21 protein-coding genes are annotated in these 18,514 nt (G+C 33.7%); 7 read left to right on the forward strand and 14 right to left on the reverse strand.

Features of this window, described 5'->3' with window-relative positions:
• Position 1: 1 nt before the first annotated feature.
• The 6 genes from argB to FJR48_RS07150 form a co-directional block, all read right to left on the reverse strand.
• Positions 2-853: an acetylglutamate kinase gene (gene argB / locus FJR48_RS07125; protein WP_152307459.1), complete on the reverse strand. Its 852-nt coding sequence runs from the start codon at positions 851-853 to the stop codon at positions 2-4.
• Positions 837-1,748, reverse strand: coding sequence for a tetraacyldisaccharide 4'-kinase (locus FJR48_RS07130; protein WP_152307460.1), 912 nt, complete (start codon positions 1,746-1,748; stop codon positions 837-839). The genes argB and FJR48_RS07130 overlap by 17 nt, the downstream gene beginning before the upstream one ends.
• Positions 1,749-1,781: 33 nt before the next feature.
• Positions 1,782-2,909, reverse strand: coding sequence for a nitrous oxide reductase accessory protein NosL (locus tag FJR48_RS07135; RefSeq protein ID WP_152307461.1), 1,128 nt, complete (start codon positions 2,907-2,909; stop codon positions 1,782-1,784).
• A gap of 6 nt (positions 2,910-2,915) precedes the next feature.
• Positions 2,916-3,608 (reverse strand): nitrous oxide reductase accessory protein NosL, encoded by a 693-nt coding sequence (locus FJR48_RS07140; protein WP_152307462.1) that lies wholly within the window; start codon positions 3,606-3,608, stop codon positions 2,916-2,918.
• 74 nt (positions 3,609-3,682) lie between these two features.
• Positions 3,683-4,810 carry a DegT/DnrJ/EryC1/StrS family aminotransferase gene (locus FJR48_RS07145; RefSeq protein WP_152307463.1) on the reverse strand — a complete coding sequence of 376 codons (1,128 nt, stop codon included), beginning with the start codon at positions 4,808-4,810 and terminating at the stop codon, positions 3,683-3,685.
• An 11-nt stretch (positions 4,811-4,821) separates the two neighbouring features.
• Positions 4,822-5,628, reverse strand: coding sequence for an NAD+ synthase (locus tag FJR48_RS07150; protein ID WP_152307464.1), 807 nt, complete (start codon positions 5,626-5,628; stop codon positions 4,822-4,824).
• A gap of 251 nt (positions 5,629-5,879) precedes the next feature.
• Here FJR48_RS07150 and FJR48_RS07155 point away from each other — a divergent pair, with 251 nt between their 5' ends.
• Entirely contained in the window at positions 5,880-6,593 is a 714-nt protein-coding gene (locus FJR48_RS07155) for a peroxiredoxin (protein WP_152307465.1), read from the forward strand.
• Positions 6,594-6,622: 29 nt separating this feature from the next.
• Here FJR48_RS07155 and FJR48_RS07160 read toward each other — a convergent pair whose 3' ends face one another.
• The gene (locus FJR48_RS07160) at positions 6,623-7,438 is read right to left on the reverse strand and encodes a ferritin-like domain-containing protein (protein ID WP_152307466.1); all 816 of its coding nucleotides are present in this window, start codon (positions 7,436-7,438) and stop codon (positions 6,623-6,625) included.
• Between the two features lie 22 nt (positions 7,439-7,460).
• Between FJR48_RS07160 and FJR48_RS07165 the strand changes: the two genes are divergently transcribed.
• A complete protein-coding gene (locus tag FJR48_RS07165) occupies positions 7,461-8,054 on the forward strand; it encodes an MBL fold metallo-hydrolase (RefSeq protein WP_152307467.1) in 594 nt (197 codons plus the stop codon).
• 10 nt (positions 8,055-8,064) lie between these two features.
• Positions 8,065-8,661, forward strand: coding sequence for a class I SAM-dependent DNA methyltransferase (locus FJR48_RS07170; protein ID WP_152307468.1), 597 nt, complete (start codon positions 8,065-8,067; stop codon positions 8,659-8,661).
• Between the two features lie 4 nt (positions 8,662-8,665).
• On the opposite strand, the gene FJR48_RS07175 is transcribed toward FJR48_RS07170, so the two are convergent.
• Both FJR48_RS07175 and cmoB read right to left on the reverse strand, forming a co-directional pair.
• Positions 8,666-9,172, reverse strand: a complete 507-nt coding sequence (locus FJR48_RS07175) for a PaaI family thioesterase (protein WP_152307469.1) — start codon at positions 9,170-9,172, stop codon at positions 8,666-8,668.
• A 121-nt stretch (positions 9,173-9,293) separates the two neighbouring features.
• Positions 9,294-10,181, reverse strand: a complete 888-nt coding sequence (gene cmoB / locus FJR48_RS07180) for a tRNA 5-methoxyuridine(34)/uridine 5-oxyacetic acid(34) synthase CmoB (RefSeq protein ID WP_152307470.1) — start codon at positions 10,179-10,181, stop codon at positions 9,294-9,296.
• Between the two features lie 99 nt (positions 10,182-10,280).
• Here cmoB and FJR48_RS07185 point away from each other — a divergent pair, with 99 nt between their 5' ends.
• Positions 10,281-11,174: a cation diffusion facilitator family transporter gene (locus FJR48_RS07185; RefSeq protein WP_152307471.1), complete on the forward strand. Its 894-nt coding sequence runs from the start codon at positions 10,281-10,283 to the stop codon at positions 11,172-11,174.
• Positions 11,175-11,176: 2 nt separating this feature from the next.
• Here FJR48_RS07185 and rny read toward each other — a convergent pair whose 3' ends face one another.
• Entirely contained in the window at positions 11,177-12,745 is a 1,569-nt protein-coding gene (gene rny, locus FJR48_RS07190) for a ribonuclease Y (RefSeq protein WP_152307472.1), read from the reverse strand.
• A gap of 8 nt (positions 12,746-12,753) precedes the next feature.
• A complete protein-coding gene (locus FJR48_RS07195; protein WP_152307473.1) occupies positions 12,754-13,305 on the reverse strand; it encodes a 5-formyltetrahydrofolate cyclo-ligase in 552 nt (183 codons plus the stop codon).
• A gap of 55 nt (positions 13,306-13,360) precedes the next feature.
• On the opposite strand from FJR48_RS07195, the gene FJR48_RS07200 reads away from it, so the two are divergent.
• Positions 13,361-13,936 (forward strand): TlpA family protein disulfide reductase, encoded by a 576-nt coding sequence (locus FJR48_RS07200; RefSeq protein ID WP_152307474.1) that lies wholly within the window; start codon positions 13,361-13,363, stop codon positions 13,934-13,936.
• Positions 13,937-14,815 carry a signal recognition particle-docking protein FtsY gene (gene ftsY / locus FJR48_RS07205; protein WP_152307475.1) on the forward strand — a complete coding sequence of 293 codons (879 nt, stop codon included), beginning with the start codon at positions 13,937-13,939 and terminating at the stop codon, positions 14,813-14,815.
• On the opposite strand, the gene FJR48_RS07210 is transcribed toward ftsY, so the two are convergent.
• Together FJR48_RS07210 and fliK are read right to left on the reverse strand one after the other, a co-directional pair.
• Complete coding sequence (locus FJR48_RS07210; protein WP_152307476.1) at positions 14,812-15,066, reverse strand: EscU/YscU/HrcU family type III secretion system export apparatus switch protein; 255 nt, start codon at positions 15,064-15,066, stop codon at positions 14,812-14,814. The genes ftsY and FJR48_RS07210 overlap by 4 nt on opposite strands.
• On the reverse strand, positions 15,063-16,658 hold the full coding sequence (fliK, locus tag FJR48_RS07215) for a flagellar hook-length control protein FliK (protein WP_152307477.1): 1,596 nt from the start codon (positions 16,656-16,658) through the stop codon (positions 15,063-15,065). Before fliK ends, FJR48_RS07210 begins: the two co-directional genes overlap by 4 nt.
• Positions 16,659-16,755: 97 nt before the next feature.
• Between fliK and FJR48_RS07220 the strand changes: the two genes are divergently transcribed.
• Positions 16,756-17,736 (forward strand): hypothetical protein, encoded by a 981-nt coding sequence (locus FJR48_RS07220; RefSeq protein WP_152307478.1) that lies wholly within the window; start codon positions 16,756-16,758, stop codon positions 17,734-17,736.
• Positions 17,737-17,775: 39 nt separating this feature from the next.
• On the opposite strand, the gene ubiE is transcribed toward FJR48_RS07220, so the two are convergent.
• On the reverse strand, positions 17,776-18,486 hold the full coding sequence (ubiE, locus tag FJR48_RS07225; RefSeq protein ID WP_152307479.1) for a bifunctional demethylmenaquinone methyltransferase/2-methoxy-6-polyprenyl-1,4-benzoquinol methylase UbiE: 711 nt from the start codon (positions 18,484-18,486) through the stop codon (positions 17,776-17,778).
• Positions 18,487-18,514 lie beyond the last annotated feature (28 nt).

Below are 18,514 nucleotides of genomic sequence, written 5' to 3' on the forward strand. Positions count from 1 at the left end.
TTTATTTTACTATCTCTGTTCCCACACCCGCAGATGTAAAAAGCTCTAGTAGCATAGAATGTTCTAATCTTCCATCAATTATGTGTGCTTTTGCTACACCGCCGTCAATAGCTTCCAAACAAGCATCTACTTTTGGAACCATACCGCCGTGAATGGTCCCGTCTTTTTTAAGTGCTATAACTTCATCTTCCGTAAGTGAGCTTAAAAGTTCTTTGTCTTTGTTTAACACGCCCGGAGTATCCGTTAAAAAGATTATTTTATTTGCACCTATTGCTTTTGCAACTTGAGATGCTGCCAGGTCTGCATTTATATTATATCCCGGATGTCCAAGTTCCGATCCCGCTGCAATAGGAGCTATAACAGGTATAAACTTATCATCAATCAGTTTATGAACAACAGAAGCTTTTACTTCTGTTATATTTCCGGTAAGTCCCCACTTTTCAAAGTCTTTAGGCTCACCTGAAATAAAATGTGCATCTTTACCGCTTACACCGATAGCTTTAGCTCCGTGAGAATTTAAAAGTGAGACTATCTCTTTATTTATCTCACCGCTTAAGATCATCTCTGCTATCCTCATAACCTCTTTAGTCGTTACACGTTGCCCCTCAATAAAAGTTGTATCTATATTGAGAGCATCCAGCATATCGGTTATCTTTTTGCCGCCGCCGTGAATGATAACAGGCTTAATCCCAACAAGATACATAAGCAAGATATCTTCAGCAAACTTTTCTTTTAACTGTGGAGACGTTTGAGCACTTCCTCCATATTTTATTACAACTATTTCTTTGTTAAACTCTTTTATAAACGGCAGGGCATCAAGCAGCGTTTTTACTGTTTCAATCTTTTTTTGCACGATAATCCTCTATATATTTAAATACTTTTTCATCTACTTCCATCTCTAAATCCAATAAAGAAAGAGGCAGATTAAATTGTTCTAGTTTTACATAATCTTTGTACGTTACCAAAGCACTATCACTTTTATCTCTTTTTAATATATCTTCAATTTCATTTTTAGTAAAATTATAATGGTCTGCAAAATAATTCTTGCTAACCACATCCGGAAGATATTTATCTAAACGGCTTGGACGCGCTATGGCTGTTATAAGCGACATTTTATCACATCTATCTTTAAGAGCTGTTTTTCTCTTAAAATCAAATTCTTCCCTTAGTAAAACAACCTCTTTTGATTTCCATAATCTCTCACGATACGGTCCTGATGGAAGACAATAGTTGTTTATAAAATTTGATTCTATAAGGATATCTAGCTTTTTTATATCGTGTTTTGAATATGCATCATCTAAAAATACAATCTCTGCACCCATATCTTTAGCTTTGTCTATAGCTTCTTTTCTGTCTTCACTTACTATGACTATTGCATTTGGCAGTTTATTGGCATATATCATAGCTTCATCACCGCTTACACTTACATCTTCAAGTATTTTTTTCCCATCACTAACTACATGAAGTCCTAACGATTCTCTCCCAAATCCTCTAAGTATAACTGCAACATTTTCATATCTGGATGCAAGTGCGGTTACAAGGGGTGTTTTTCCGCTACCTCCCACATTTAAGTTGCCTACACTTATTATATCTACATCAAAATCATGCGGTTTTTGAAGTTTGAAATTTAACCACATAAAAAAGCAGTATAACCAACTAAGAGGCAATAAAAAAAATGACACTATTTTTTGAAAAAAATTTGGATTGTAAAAGTATCTCTCAACCCAAAATATAAAACTATTATTCATGCCAAAATTATAGCTAAATAGATGCTTAAATTATTAATAATCTAACTCATATACCTCTTTTTCTTTTATGTCGCGAAACTGCACTATTTTTTTACCTTTATGGTCCATACTAAACACTTCGGCATCTTCGAGTTTTTTAAAAGGTATCAACTCGTCTCCCATCGGTCCATATACGTCACTGCCGATAACATAGTAAGCTTCTTTTGCATCTATAGCTTTTTGAGAGTAGTAATCCGTCACAAGGATTTTTGAAATACTTTCTTTTGTGGATGTTTTGTAATCTCCCCATTTCATAGGGTCAAAATAAAACTTCATCATATCTTTTACACCGTCAAACGAGTAGTGATGCTCATGTCTGTCGTGTTTATAAAATATTTGGGCTGCCCACTTTGGATATTTATATGTAAACATACCGCAAACCGGACATTTTTCACCGTCTTTTAGTTCAATCTTTCCTGCTATAGAATCTAAGTCTCCAAACTTTTTTACATCCCAAAGATATAATGATAAAGAGTGAAGATATTTTTCTTTTATCGGTTTACAAAGTTTTTTATTTTTTATATCTGCTTTTAATTCGTTAATCTCTAAATAATTACTTAAATCTATATCTTTTTTACATTTAGCTTCATAAATCTTTTTACCCATCGGGTATATCTTTTTTTCTTTTGTTTTCTTTTGTTTTAATAAATCTTTTTTAAGTGTCTCTTGAGTATTTTTTAATGCCGTATTAAGATCAACAATCTCACCTGAATATTTTTTTTGAAAGTTTTGGGCATCTGCTTTTGAAGCAAAAGCGAACTTTGAAATACTACTCATAGTCCCTTTAATATTTGAGTCTATTACATAAAAAGCTTTTTTGGCATCTATTAGTTTTTGAGTATGGGCATCTACAACTTTAATATAGTTTTTATCTATCCCATACTCTTGCATATCAACTGCCAAACAGTGCATAGAACAATATTGTCTATGCGTACCGTTATTGAGTTTTGAGGCGTGTGAAGTTTTGTAATACATCTTAATGTTCATACCGCATATAGGACACCAATGTTTTTGTTCGCCCTTTTGAGTTAAAACGGGTTTTACACTGGCTTGTTTAGAAAAACTTTGTGCACCAAATAGTAACTGTGAAAATATTAAGATTGATATTAACGTAAACTTCATATAAATTTATCTTCTCCCTAAGTAAAGACCTACGGCTTGAAGCTTTTTACCTTTCATTTCACCGCAAATATTGCTCGATTTTACAAATGCTTTGGCTTCAGCTACCGATGCAAATTTTTTATCTGTTTTTTTACACATTTTATTGTACATCATTTCACCTTTTTTTGCCATTTCAGCCTGCTTTTTACCTATCATTTTCATCTCTTTGTCAAGTGCCTTTGAAGCAACTGCATATGTTGCATCGAAGTTCATAAGCTCTCCGCCGTTTTCTTTAGCAAAAGCTTTTGCATCTTGATTATTTAAAAAAGCATACTTACTCTTCATAGTCATAGTACCTTTTTTAGAACTTCCGACTACATAAGTAGCTTTTGTAGCATCTATAAACTTTAAGCTCTTAGTATCTACGACTTTAATATCTTTTGCATCAAAACCGTTTTTGATTTTATCTTCTGCTAAACAGTGAAGTGAACAATACTGTTTAGTATGTCCATCATGTGTTGCAGCATGATTTGTTTTATAAAACATCGGAAGGGTCATACCACAGATTGAACAATACATTTTAGCTTTGCCATCTTGTAAAATAGTAGCCTTTTTCATCGGCACACTTTGAAACATTTCCATCTGTTTCTTACCCTTGTCCATATTGCTTGCATAAATCATTGAACTAAGTACAAGAAGTACGCTAATCACTCTTTTCATATTATCTCCTTAACTTATAATATAGATAATTTTACAAAATATTTGTTAAGATAGTGTTAAATTGTAGGAAAAGATTACACCCTTGTGGATGCAACCTCTTTTATAGTTTCAATTACAAATTTAACTTCCTCATCACTCATCGATGCGTAGATAGGAAGGGAAAGTACCTGTTGGTAAGAGCGAAGTGCTACAGGAAAGGCATTTACTTTTAAAGCATATTTAGACTTATAGTACGATATTAAATGTAGAGGTATAAAGTGTAGTCCGGTATGCACACCTTTGTCTTTTAACTCTCTGGCGAACGAGTCGCGATTTTTATCGACTTTAACTATATAAAGAGAATAAGGAGTCTCAACATTGTCTAAATCAGGAATCGTTATATGCTCAACCCCGGCAAGTTCTTTAGAATACATTGCAGCTATATCTTTTTGTCTCTCAATGACAGAATCTTGTTTTTTAATCATAGCACGAATATAAGCTGCATCTAACTGACTCATAGAATAATCATTTCCTATATCCACGACATCATAGATATATTCCAGTGCATCTTCTTCATCACTCTTAACGATAGCATGATTGTTTAAAAGTCTCGCACGCTTTAATATATCATCGTCATTTGTTACAAGCATTCCACCGTTACAAATATTTTCTCTCAAATGTGAAGAGAAATTAAAACAGGTTATGTCAGCTCCGGTTGAACCGATTTTATCACCGTTATAAGTAGCACCTAGTGCATCACAAGCATCTTCTACAATCTTAACATTGTAAAGTTTACCCATATTATAAAGTCTTTCTAAATCAACCGTAATTCCTGCGATATGGGTAACTATAACCGCTTTTAGTTTTTTAGAAGTATTGTCTTGAAGGTACTCTTCTAATTTATTTAAGTTGATGTTATAGTAATCTTCTTCAATATCTATAAATACGGGTTCGGCATCAAAATGACGTACGACCTCAGGTACATTTGGATGTGAGTTTACGGAACACACAACCTTATCACCACGTTTTAAATCAAGTGCCAGCATCGCAAGGTGCAAAGCAGAAGTGCCGTGCGAAGTTGCTACGCTGTGGGTAGCACCTATGTATGAACAAAACTCATCTTCAAGTTCTTCACGCTGACATAAATCATCACCGTCAAGTGCATCGCTTACGTTTGAGTGTTCCTCTACACCGTTTTCATATTTACTAAACAATACTTCCATATTTTTTCCTTTTAAAGTGTGATATCCCTAGGATAATTAAAGTCGTGGTTGATTGTACGAGAGGTAAGTTTTGCGATAACCGGCATTTTTCTTTTAAAATGGTTTTTAAAAATTCTACCGATAATCATCTCTAACATCTGTGCATCCACACCTTGATTTATAATCTCTTCTTTACTTAGTCTATCTTCAACATATAACTTCATAGCATGATCAAGACTGGCATATGAATACCCTAAATCTTCCTCATCGTTTTGCCCGTCCCATAAATCGGCTGAGGGCGGTTTTTTAATTATAGATTTACTTACACCTAGATACTCGGCAAGTTCATATACTTCACTTTTATATAAATCACCTATCGGATTGATGGCAGATGCCAAGTCACCGTAAAGCGTTCCATAACCAAGCATAAGCTCACTTTTGTTACTCGTACCCAAAACAAGTGCCGAGTTTTTAGCAGACATATCAAACAGAGTTACCATTCTAAGTCTTGCAGATAAATTTCCACGACGAAGATTATCCATATCCGGATTTAAATCTTCATACGGCTTTAACATTGCGTCTATTGATACCTCTATAGCATTTATGCCAAAGTCCCTACATAATTCGTCTGCATCATCCAACGAACTTTGAGACGAATAATGTGATGGCATCTTTACACATAAAAGGTTATCTTTAAAAACTTTCTGAGCAAGAACGGCAACAACGGCAGAATCTATGCCGCCGCTTAAACCGACTACTACATTTTTCAGACCTGTTTTTTTTACTTCATTTTCTAAAAAACATTCTAAATATTCTGTAATTTGACTATACTTACTCAACTCTAACCTTTAATTTTCTTTAACGGTGTAGATTATATCTAATTTTTGTTACTAAGCAATATATAATCTTTTAACAAACATTTTTAATATCTAATATTTTCAATTTGCTACACAAAAAGTATTTATATAAAATTTTTAAATTTAAATTCTAACTTATAATTATATTAATTTAAAATTATAAATAATATAACTAAAGGATAATTTTTATCCTTTAGACTATAATTCTACAACTTTTATAAAAAGGATATGAAATGGCTTGTGACACAGGCACAAAACCTATAGAAGAGATTGAAACAGCGGTTTCTGAAAAAGAACAAACTAATAATATAGAAAATAAAAAGGAAAATAAGATGGCTTCATCATTAGTATTAAGAAAATCACCGGAATTTAAAATGGATGCGTATAATGCACAAACAGGACACTATGAAACTGTAAGTAGTGAAGATTACACAGGAAAATGGTCGGTTGTATGTTTTTACCCTGCAGACTTTACATTTGTATGTCCTACTGAAATAGCTGCAATGAATGCAAAATATGACGAGTTTAAAGAGATGGGAGTGGAGATTTTAGCAGTCTCTACAGATACAAAATTCTCACATAAAAGATTTGTTGAAACAGAACCTTTATTAAAGGGATTAAAACTTACAATAGGTGCTGACCCTACAGGTACCGTAAGCCGTGCATTTGGTGTAATGATTGAAGAAGAAGGTGTTGCACTTAGAGGTAGATTCCTAATCAATCCTGAAGGTACGGTAGTAGCTCAGGAAGTTCAAGCACCCTCAGTAGGTAGAAACGTACACGAGTTCTTAAGACAGGTAAAAGCTTGGCAACATGCTGAAAAAACCGGTGAGGTATGTCCTGCAGGTTGGACACCGGGCGGTAAAACACTTCCTGTAAATACTGACGTAGAACAAATGACCGGACGTGTAGGTGACTATATAACCGTTGAAGAGATCATGTCATAATTATAAAAGGGCTTAGGCTCTTTTATAAGTTAACATACGTTTTTATGGGCAATATCTTTTAGTTCTCTACAAGAAAAACCCGCTTCTAACCTTGCATCTTTATTTATATCTCTAGCTCTGTCAAATCCCTGAGGATAATACTTATCTATGATTTGAAAATATATATCTTTATCTTTTTTCTCTTTTTGACAAGCGTATTCAAACCATTTATCACCTTTTTTTACATGAGAAACTTCCTCTTCTAAAATAACATTTAAAGAACTGACAAGCTCGTTTAATATCTCATCTTTTTGAAGCCTATCAAGTTTTTTTAGGATCAATGGTGTAGCATCCAAACCGTTTGCCTCAAGATACCTCGGAACAACCGCCATACGTTCCAATAAGTTCTGTGTTTTTTGAGATGCTTCAAATAATGAGTTATGCACCTCTATATCACCGTAATTTGCGCCTATCTTATGCAAAAGTTTTTCCAACATCTTAAAATGTCTTATCTCATCCTCTGCAACTTCAAGCCAGTCATCATAATACTCTTTTGGAAGATCTTGAAACCTATACGCGGCATCGAGTGCCAAATCTATAGCACTGTACTCTATATGTGCTATCGCGTGTAAAAGATTAACCTGCCCCTCTTTAGTTGTTAAATTACTCCTTTTTGGAACAACTTGCGGAGGGACAATTTTACATACAGATGCATAAGATGGTTCTTCAAAAAATTTTGGCTTAAAATATTTTTCTAATATACACTCGTTATTTTGATATTTAGCATAAAAACTGTAAAATCTCACAAATTTATCATGTGGATTTTGCGTTTTAATTATTTCTTCTAATTCATTATAAAAATTCATATTGAAAGTATAAAGGTATTTTATGAATATAAAAAGTAAAGCTATGGGAATGTACCAAACTAACTGCTATATAGTCAGTATTGAGGGTAAAGATTTTATTATAGACCCGGGTGTAGATGCAACACAGTGGGTAATGGAAAATGTGACAAATCCGGTAGCTATTTTAAACACACATGGACATTTTGATCATGTTTGGAGTAATGCAGAGTTACAAAAAAAACTAAATATTCCGCTTTATACTCCAAAAGATGATATTCCGATGCTAAGCTCAAACGATTGGGTACCTGATTTACCGCCTTCTAAGCCTGACTTTGAAGTTGACGGGGATGCCGAGCTGTTTTTTGATGATGTTAAAGTTAAATTTCGCCACTTTCCCGGTCACTGTCCGGGGTGTTCTACCATAGAGATAGGTGATGCTATGTTTAGCGGTGATTTTATATTTGAACGTTCAATCGGAAGATGCGATTTTCCATATTCATCAGTTGAAGATATGAAAGACTCTCTAAAAAGATTTAAAGAGTTGGATTACGACAAAAAGGTATATCCTGGACATGGCTCATCTACTACTATAAAAGCCGAACAAAAACATATAGACTACTGGATACAAAGTTTATAAGGAGTGATAGATGCAAGATAACTTTAAACATAAAGCAAAAGAGTGGGATTCTAAAAGTATCCGTGTACAAAATGCACTCACAATTGCAAAAGCAATAAAAGACAGAGTAAAACTTACACCAGATATGCATCTAATGGATTTTGGCGTCGGTACGGGACTTTTAGGTTTTGAAGTTTTAAAAGATGTTAAAAGTATGGTAGGCATAGATACTTCAAAAGGTATGCTTGAAAAACTAGAGGAAAAAAATTCTGATGATCTAAAGATAAAGCCTATTTGTCAAGATATAATCCAAAACCCTTTAGAAGATAAATTTGACGGGATTATCAGTTCTATGACACTTCATCATGTAAAAGATTTGAATAAATTTTTTACTACCGTTAAAAATAACCTGAATGAAAACGGTTTTATAGCTATAGCCGACTTAGAAAGTGAAGACGGTACTTTTCATTCTGACAATACAGGTGTATATCACTTTGGATTTGATAAAGATGAGTTATGTAATATAGTAAAGAGTTGTGGTTTTAAAGATACTTTTTTTCAAAATATAAGCACAATTCAAAAACCCCATAGAGACTTCGGTATATTTTTACTCGTTGCCAGAGTATAAACTCCTAGTTGCTAGGAGTTTTTTGTTCTTCTTCTAAAAGTTTTAACTTTAAAACATGACGTTCAGTTACAACTGTTTTAAAAACACCTTCAAAAACTTTTATATCTAGCACAAAAGCTTCTACGTTTACATTTCTTTTTCTACCCTCTTTATGTCTAACGGTTGCTTTAATACTAACTTTATCGCCAAGCTTTACGGGTGATAAAAATTGACAATCACTTGCAACAAGGACAACATTACGCTCATTGACCGCAGCCATGGCGGCATAATCCGCAGCTGAAAATATGAAACCGCCGTGAACCAGCCCCATATCGTCGGCTAACATCTCTTTAATAGTTTCTAATTCAACTTCGACATAACCGTTTTCCATCTTTTGAATTTTTCCGCTAAAATCGCCATGAATTCTTTGGTGTGTTTTAAGAATTACTTCCTCTTCTTTTATAAGATACTCTTCTAATTCAGTATCTGCCCCTTTTAGGCTAACATCTTCCTCTTGTACTTCTTCTGCCATTACTTCGTCCTTAATTTTATGTTATAAAATGAAGGAAACCCTCCATTTATAATGACGGTATCAGAAGTAATTCTGATACCTACGTTAACACTATGTTTAACTCAGCGTTAAGCTCATCACGCTAGCGTGATTTAGTAAGCCTAACATATACCCGTTGTGGTGCGGGATACCCTTCAACCGTTTTCGTCTCATCTTCAGGATCTAAAAAATCCTCCAAAGACTGCCCCTCTATCCACTCGGTTTTTCTTTGTTCCTCTGCATCTGTACGTGATGTCTCCAACACTTCAAAAGACTCAAATCCTGCACGCAGACACCAATGTTTAAGTGCTTTTATCGTCGGTACAAAATATATATTTGGTATCTTAGAGTATGAGTCTTTTGGACACAGTGCATACTCTTCGTCACCGTCTATATAAAAAGTATCAAGAATAACTTCACCCTCCTTATCCAGCGAGCGAAAAAGCTGTTTTAGCATTGCTACGGGATCACTTCTATGATATAAAACACCCAAACAAAATATAGTATCAAACTTCTCTTCGTAAAACTCGGCATGTTCAACTCCGAGCATCTCATAAACTATATCACTCTTTACAAAATGATTTATAAAGTCAAACTGTGTCCTATACAAAGGAGAAGGGTCAAACCCTACAAGTAATGAGGGTTTATCTTCCAACATACGAAACATATAATAACCGTTGTTACAACCTATATCGGCAACTCTTCTATCTTTTAAATTAAAATGCTTACGTAAAAGGTTATATTTTATATTACTGCGCCATTCAGTATCTATATATGTTCCAAAAAGTTCAAAAGGACCTTTTCTCCACGGCATCATAAGTTTTGCGACATCCTTTATATCGCCTTTGTAATCCCCTTTTATCTTTATAACATCCCCAAGTTCTATATCATAAGAGGTATTTTTTAAATTATTAAGTGCATCTCTAAGTGGTTTTATATTTTTCCAAGTAAGCCATTTTTCTCTATCTTCTCGTATTTTCTCTAAATCCATAATATTCTTTGTAGGTTATTTTTATTATAATTATATCTAAAATTTAATATGTAAAATTTTCTCGCCGTTTGGCGTAGCTTTAGTGAAGGAGAAATATAAATGAGACTAGAGAAAAAAGCGACGGTGGTATCCACATCCGTTGCAGGGTTATTAGTCATAATGAAAATGACTGTCGGAATTTTAAGCGGTTCAATCGCAGTTTTAGCTTCGGCAATAGATAGTTTTTTAGACCTTATAGTTTCATTATTTAATTTTTTCGCATTAAACACTGCTGAAGCTGCACCCAATGAAGATTTTAATTTTGGAAAAGGCAAAATGGAGCCGCTTGCGGCTGTAATAGAGGGTACGGTTATCTCATTATCTGCTTTATTTATTTTATACGAAGCTCTTCAAAAAATTATAAATCCACAAGAGATGCTTTATATGAGCGAATCAATTGTAGTTATGTTTATATCCATCATAATTACGCTTTTGCTTGTTATGTTTTTAAACTATGTTGCAAATAAAACTAATAATCTTGTAATTAAAGCTGATGCCCTTCATTATAAAACAGATATATTTTCAAACGCGGCCGTACTGGTTGCAATCGGTCTTGTAGCTTTAACAGACGAGCAGATTATAGATGCCGTTATCGGTTTAGGAATAGCAATCTATATGATATATTCCGCTATACCTATTATAAAAGAAGGTCTTTTGATGCTTTTAGATGCAGCACTTCCCGAAGAAGATGTGGAAAAAATTCAAGCTGCAATCACCAAACACAATGCAGTTACGGATTATCACTTTTTAACAACTAGAGAATCGGGTTCTCATATCTTCATATCTGTTCATGCCGTCTTTAACGTAACTATTTCACTTTATGATGCCCATCTCGTAGCAGATAAAATTGAGAATGAATGGAGAAATTTATTTCCCGATAAAAAGGTCCACGCTTTAGTTCACATGGACCCGTATGACGATTCTGAAATTAACAAAGAAGAAGGTAAATATTAAAATTATTTAGCATAAACTATAGCCCTGCTTTCACGGATTACGTTTACTTTTATCTCACCCGGATACTGAACTTTTTGTTCTATCTCTTCGGCTATCTCTTTGGCCATAAGTATTGATTCATCATCATTTATAAGAGTTGCATTTACTATAACCCTAACTTCACGACCTGCATTGATAGCATAAGCCTGTCTAACTCCGGTATGAGTAGATGCTATCTCTTCTATCTCAGTTACACGCTTTAGAAAGCTCTCTAAAACTTCACGACGAGCTCCCGGACGAGCGGCTGAGAGTGCATCGGCTGCACACACACAGGCACATTCGATTGTTTCCATCTCTTCATGTCCATGATGGGCATAAATGGCATTTATAACAATATCGTCTTCATCGTAACGTTTACAAATCTCAGCACCCAAATCTACATGATTACCATCAACATCATGTGTCATTGATTTACCGATATCATGTAAAAGTCCTGCACGTTTTGCCAAACGTATATTTCCACCCATTTCTGCTGCCATAATACCTGCTAAATGAGCTACTTCCAAAGTATGAGCAAGTGCATTTTGTCCATAAGAAGCACGATATCTCAGCTTACCTATTAACTTCATAAGTTCGGGATGCATAACTCCGATATCCATATCGGCTACCAACTCTTCACCTTCGTTTAAAATAGCCTCTTCAAACTCATCGCTAACTTTTTCAAAAATCTCCTCTATACGAGCAGGTTGGATACGACCGTCCTCTATTAAAAGTTCAATAGTTTTTGTTGCTATTGCACGTCTGTAAAGGTTAAAACTGCTTACCTGTATAGCATTTGGAGTATCGTCAATTATGATATCCACACCAAGCAATGTTTCTAAAGACTTGATATTGCGACCCTCTTTACCTATGATTCGACCTTTAAGTTCGTCATTGTCAAGATGCACGATATTTGTTAGTCTTTCATTGGCAAACTCTCCTGCAAAGCGACTTGTAGCCTGAGCTAAAATATAGTTTGCTTTTTTCTTGGCATCTTTTTTAGCTTCATTTTCATATTTTCTTACAATATGTGCAATCTTGCTACGTGAACGGTCTTCTACTTTTTTAAGCAGAATATCCCTTGCCTCGTCTTGTGTCATACCGGCACTGTGTTCTATCGCATGCAGTGCTTTTTGTATATTGTCTTCATATTTTTTCTTTAGTGAATCAAGAGATTTTTCATTTCTTTGTAAATCAATTTTTCTTTGCTTTAATACAGAAGATTCGTCTTGGAGTCTTCTTTGTTCATCTTTTTTGTATCTTTTAAAGTCTTGTTCTTTTTGTACAACTGCATCTTCTCTTTGTTGCAAATCAGCTCTGGCTCTATCTTTTGCGCTCTCAAACTGTTTTTTAGCTTCTAGTTCAATCTCTTTAGATTTAAGATGACTTTTTTCTAAAAGGTTTTGCGCTTCATTTTCAATAACATGAGCTTTTGCTTTTGCCTGTTGAACATAAACTTCAAAATTAGCACTATTAATTTTTTTTGAGATAAAAAATCCGATAACTCCACTAATGGTAGCCGTAGCACCACCTAGTAGCATCTCATTTAACATTATTTATCCTATTTCTTGATAAGCCTTGCATCCGTACTTAGTAGCATATCACCCGTAACATCGTAATGGTCACATATATATTCTTTTGTAAAACAAATTTTAGCTTGTGTAAAAATCGTATATGGTCTTTTTTTTAATTTGGAAAAGAAACGATCATACATCCCTCTGCCGAAACCTATTCTTTGCAAATTACCATCAACTCCGACTACGGGCACGATGGCTATATCAATATTATTTATTTTTTTAAAACTGTTTCCCGCTTCATAAATACCAAATTTCTTTTTCTGTAGCGGTAACCTAAATGGTACTATCTTAAAACTTTCATTTTCCATAAAAGGGATAAAAAGATTGTTTTTTTTCCTAAGGTACAAAATAGTTTTTCTTATATCTGCCTCAATTGGAAGCGGATAATATATAAGTATATTTTTTTTATTTAAACCTTTTAACTCTTTCATTAAAAGATTATTTATTATATTTTTATTGTAAATAGAGCTATTTTTAGGAATCTTTTTCATCTTTTTTAGACATATTTGTCTAAAACTGTTTTTTGTAAGAGTCATATTTAATCTTTGTGGCTATAATTTCTTCCAATTTTACTTAAAAAAGGCAGCATTTATGCTTAATAAATCACTAGTTTATATCACCCTAATATTATCTTTAACATTTTTTACAGCTTGTAGTTCCGATAATGAAGCTAATGATATGTTGGCTTCAAACGAATTTGTTTTAACGACTACCGATGCCAAACAGATTGTTGTAAAAAAGAATGATAAAGACGGTTTTAGCATTGATGGACAAAACGGAAAAGTTATAGTATTTGATATATTTGCAACATGGTGTCCGCCATGTCAAGCTTCAGCTTCACATCTTACATCTTTACAAGAAAAATACAAAGACAAAATACTTGTAATAGGCTCAACCGTAGAACGCCCAGAATTTACTAAAGAGGGTAATATCGTTAACGATAAACTTGAAGAGTTTAGATTAAAACATAACGCTAAATATACTATAGTTAATTCTGACCAAAATCTAAGACTTAACAATGCAATTACTTCAAGTTTAAAAATGGGAGAACGTTACCCTATTCCTACCGTTGTTTTGTATAAAGACGGAAAGTATATAAACCACTATGTCGGAAGCATACAAGAAGAGTTTATTGAGAGTGATATAAAAAGGGCTTTGGAAATATAGATGCTAGGATTTATAAAAAAATCCCTTAGCAAAACAGCTGAGGCTATAAAGACCGTAGCTCCAAAGAAAAAAATATCTTTTTCTAAAGAAGAAATAGAAGATATTTTACTTGAAGCCGATGTCGAATATGAGTTAATAGAACTTATACTTGACCAAACCTATCAAGAAAAAATTACCCGTGATATTTTACGTTCAAAACTTTTAGCTACACTTGCATATACTACATACAAAGAGCCTGAGTACAAAGCACCTTTTGTAGAGCTTATAGTCGGTGTAAACGGAGCAGGTAAGACTACTACTATTTCTAAACTGGCATATCGTTATAAAGATGAAGGTAAAAAAGTTATGCTCGGTGCAGGAGATACTTTCCGAGCAGCGGCAATAGAGCAACTTACTCAATGGGCTAATAAGCTTGACATTCCTATAGTCGCTTCAAAACAAGGACATGATTCATCTGCCGTTGCATATGACACTATCGATTCTGCAAAAGCTAAAGAATATGACAATGTTATCATAGATACCGCAGGTCGTCTTCACACCCAGACAAATTTGGCAAATGAACTTAAAAAAATAAATCGCATCTGTGACAAAGCCCATAGCGGAGCTCCACATAGAACGGTGCTTATAATAGACGGTACACAAGGTAACTCTGCAATAGCACAGGCAAAAGCATTTAACGAGATGATTGGAGTTGATGGCATCATAATCACTAAACTAGACGGTACTGCAAAAGGCGGTTCGGTATTTTCTATAGCTTATGCCTTAGAGCTTCCTATCCTTTATGTAGGAACAGGAGAACAGCCTGAAAACTTAACACCTTTTGATAAGTACGAATTTGTTGATGGCTTATTAGATGCAATATTTCAAGAAGAAGACTAACTTTTTCTTGTAACTTTATATACAAAACTAAAAAGTTCCGCTACGACTTTATATAAAGCTTCCGGAACCTCTTTATCAAGTTCTACTTTAGACAACAACTCTATTAAATCTTCATCTTTTTTAATCGGCAGGTTATGTAACTCTGCTACTTTTATAATATTATCGGCTACCTTGCCCTCGCCTTTTGCTATAACCCTAGGTGCATTTTCTTTTGCTTTGTCATATCTGAGTGCCGCAGCTTTTTGTTTCATGCTTTTACCTCAAATCCCGTAGCCAGATTATCACTGAATTCATTATATGCACTTGTAGCATTTGTATCTTTTGGCTCAAATATTCTTATCTCCCGAGGTGTTACGTTTGCATCTATAATAGCACTTCTGAGTTCAGGCAAATTTTCTTTTACTATAGCTTGAAACTCTTTACTTGTAGTATATACGTGAAGATTAAGTTGGTTTTTTTCATACAAAGTGAGTTTAAACTTCAACTCTCCGTAATCTTTTAGTTTTAAATCTATATCACAATAAAATCTGTCATCATCGCTTTTTTTCATCTCTATCTTACCCTCTTGCATAGCATCCCATGAAAAAGGCAAATAAAGCGAAGATGCATTTGATAGATGCGATACAAGCTGAAAATTATCTATTTGCAGAGCTAATTTGTCTATATGTTTTAAAAGTTCTGTTTTATTTGGATGATTTGATTTTGATATATCCTCATTAGCCTGCAATAAAACAGATTTTAAATCGTTTGAAAGTAACTCTTTTACATTTTGCTGAGGATTTAACTTTGCAGGAGTCGATAATTGTTCTAACTTATCTATAATATTTAATGTAGCTTTTGAAAAAATCGGGTCGTTTTTTAATAGTACTTCTTTTAGGTTTTGGGTTAGACTTTTTATATCTTTTGGTAAATCTTTAGCTATAAAATCATCTAAAATCATTTTTGGATTTGAAGTGTTTTGTTCTATCGATTTTAAAGTTGAAAATATTTTTTGAAGTGCATCAAAGACACCCTTTGCATCCGTATCTATACTCTTTGAAGTTATAGAAAAAAGCTGTTGCAGATTGTCTTTAATCCGCGTATATTTAAAATCTTGTGCATTTAAAAGTTTAGGCGAGCTTAGATGCTCCAAGCTTTTAACAATATTTTCAACTAACGGTTTTTGCAAAGGGTCGGCAAACTTTTGGGCTGATTTTAATTCACTTAAAATATTTTTTACTTTGCTTGCGACTACTTCCAATTCCTTAGCCGATATAAGCATTTTGTGTTGTGCTATATTTTTATCATTTGTTTGTGCGGGCAACTCTTTTGACATATGTCTATTTAGAAGTTCTTTTATATCGTTTAAAACAGTTTTACTTGATGAGTACTCACTCTTTTTAAGTACATTTTCCAAAGAGTTTAAAAGTGATTTTAATTCAACTTGAGGTGATTTTAAATCTTTTATACGTGATTCTAAAAATACTCCCGAATTTTCAAACTTTTGTTTTATGGGAGTATCTTTTAGGTCTTTTATATCTACTAAAAATTCTTTTAACACTTTCTCGACAGGTAATGGATTTTTATCTGATTTAATGGTATTTAACAAATCTTTTATAGTTGTAGATACATCACCCAAATTTTTAAGGGTGGGATTATTTTTTACAAGGTTAAGCAATGCCTTATCGGATGAGTTATCAATAGAACTTTGTTTTAAAATAGAATCCATTACCGATTTTAAATCTTTGCCTTTAGAAATTGATTTCAGCTCATCAAGTGTAGCACCTTTTAGAACTTCTTTTAAGGCTTTATTGGTATTTGGCAGGATTAAATCAAGTTTTTTTGAGCTCACTATATTTATCATCTAAAGATTATACCAAAATAAAAGGTACTTAATTTGCTAGGTATATCTACAAGATGTAAAATATTATTTACATGGATGTATGCAAAAGGAAAGTGTTATGAAAATAGAAGACTTTTGTATATCGATGCAATCAGAGCATTCTAAGTCAAAAAAAGTCTCACATATTTTTGAGCAGGAACTGATATCTTTAGAAGCAAATAAAGATGTTCAAAGCAGTGATTCTTCAAAAGAAATTGACGTAACTGGTAATGAGTTGGCATTTGCACAAAGACTGGAGTATATGCTTGTTCAGGAGTTTATATATTCACTTCAAAATATAAACATCAGATCAAACAATCAAAACAACTTTAGATTTAGATCTCTTGATAATATGAATATTGAGCCAAGAAAACTAAGTGCCAGAGAAGTGACTTTATCTGAAGAGATAGTTTGCCATGAAAAACTAGATGTGTCAATGCAAGGTTGCATACAAACAGCAACTCAAAAGATTAAACTAGATATTGATGTATCTTTTTCATCAACTTATGTCGAGAGAAACCAACTTACAAAAAGTATGTTTTATGACCCGTTAGTTTTAAACTTTGACGGGGAATTGCCAAGTTTAGACTCTCAAAAGTTCTCTTTTGATATTGATTGTGACGGGGAGAGTGACCAAATATCTGTACTCTCTGAGGGTTGTGGTTTTTTAGCACTTGATAAAAATAATAACAATAGCATTGATGACGGAACCGAGCTTTTCGGTACACAAAACGGAAACGGCTTTTACGATTTAGCACGTTATGATGATGACAATAACGGTTGGATTGATGAAAACGATTCAATTTTAGATTCACTTCGCATCTGGAGAAAAACAGATACAGAAGATGAACTAATCGGTCTTGGTGAAATTGGTATAGGGGCTATATATCTTGGATATAACGAAGAGAGTTTTGATCTTAAAACTTCAAATAACGAAATATTGGGTCGCATTAAATCAAACGGTTTGTTTTTAAATGAAAACGGAAGTAGCGGGATTGTTAGTCAAATAGACTTTGCAAAAAAAGATTCTAAACTGAGTGAACTTATCCAGTCAGCTTAAAATCATAATGAGTCTCAATAATGAGACTCATTAAAAAAGTTATTTCTTTCTAGCTATTAAAAGTGTAGATATATCCATTGAAAAGCTTTTATTATAAAGCATCTCAAAACCTGCATCTTCGAGTTCTTTCATCATATTTGCTACGGTTGAGAAATCTTCTATAGAGTTAGGAAGATACTCATATGCTTCAAGATTTTTAGATATAAAACCACCAACTTTCGGAAGTATTTTATTCATATAAAAATCTCTAATTCTACCAAGTAGCGACGGATTTTCATTTTTCATAAATTCCAATATAACTACAAGACCGTCTTTTTTAAGTACACGATTAAACTCCTTAAGAGCTTCTTCTCTCTCAACAACATTTCTGATACCGTAAGTTATACTCAAAATATCTGCAGATTCATCCTCTAAAGGAATCTCTGTAGCTTTAGCAATATGATAATTAAACTTAGGATATTTCTCACGTGCTACACCAACCATGCCTTTTGAAGGATCAACCCCTATTATTTCTCCTACAGCAATACCGCTAACTTCAGCACGACTACGCCAGAACTCCATCATATCACCTGTTCCGCATGCTACATCGATTATCTTGTCAAGTGTGTCGTCACCTTTGAATTCATATGCTAAATCACATGCTTTTCTTCTCCAGCTTTTATCAACACCCATACTCATAACACGGTTTGCAGTATCATATGTAGGAGCTATATCATCAAACATAGAAACTATCTTTTGCTGTTTTTCCATACGCTAACTTTCCTCTCTATTTCAGCCT

The sequence above is a fragment of the Sulfurimonas lithotrophica genome, assembly GCF_009258225.1.
In the GTDB taxonomy this organism is placed as follows: domain Bacteria; phylum Campylobacterota; class Campylobacteria; order Campylobacterales; family Sulfurimonadaceae; genus Sulfurimonas; species Sulfurimonas lithotrophica.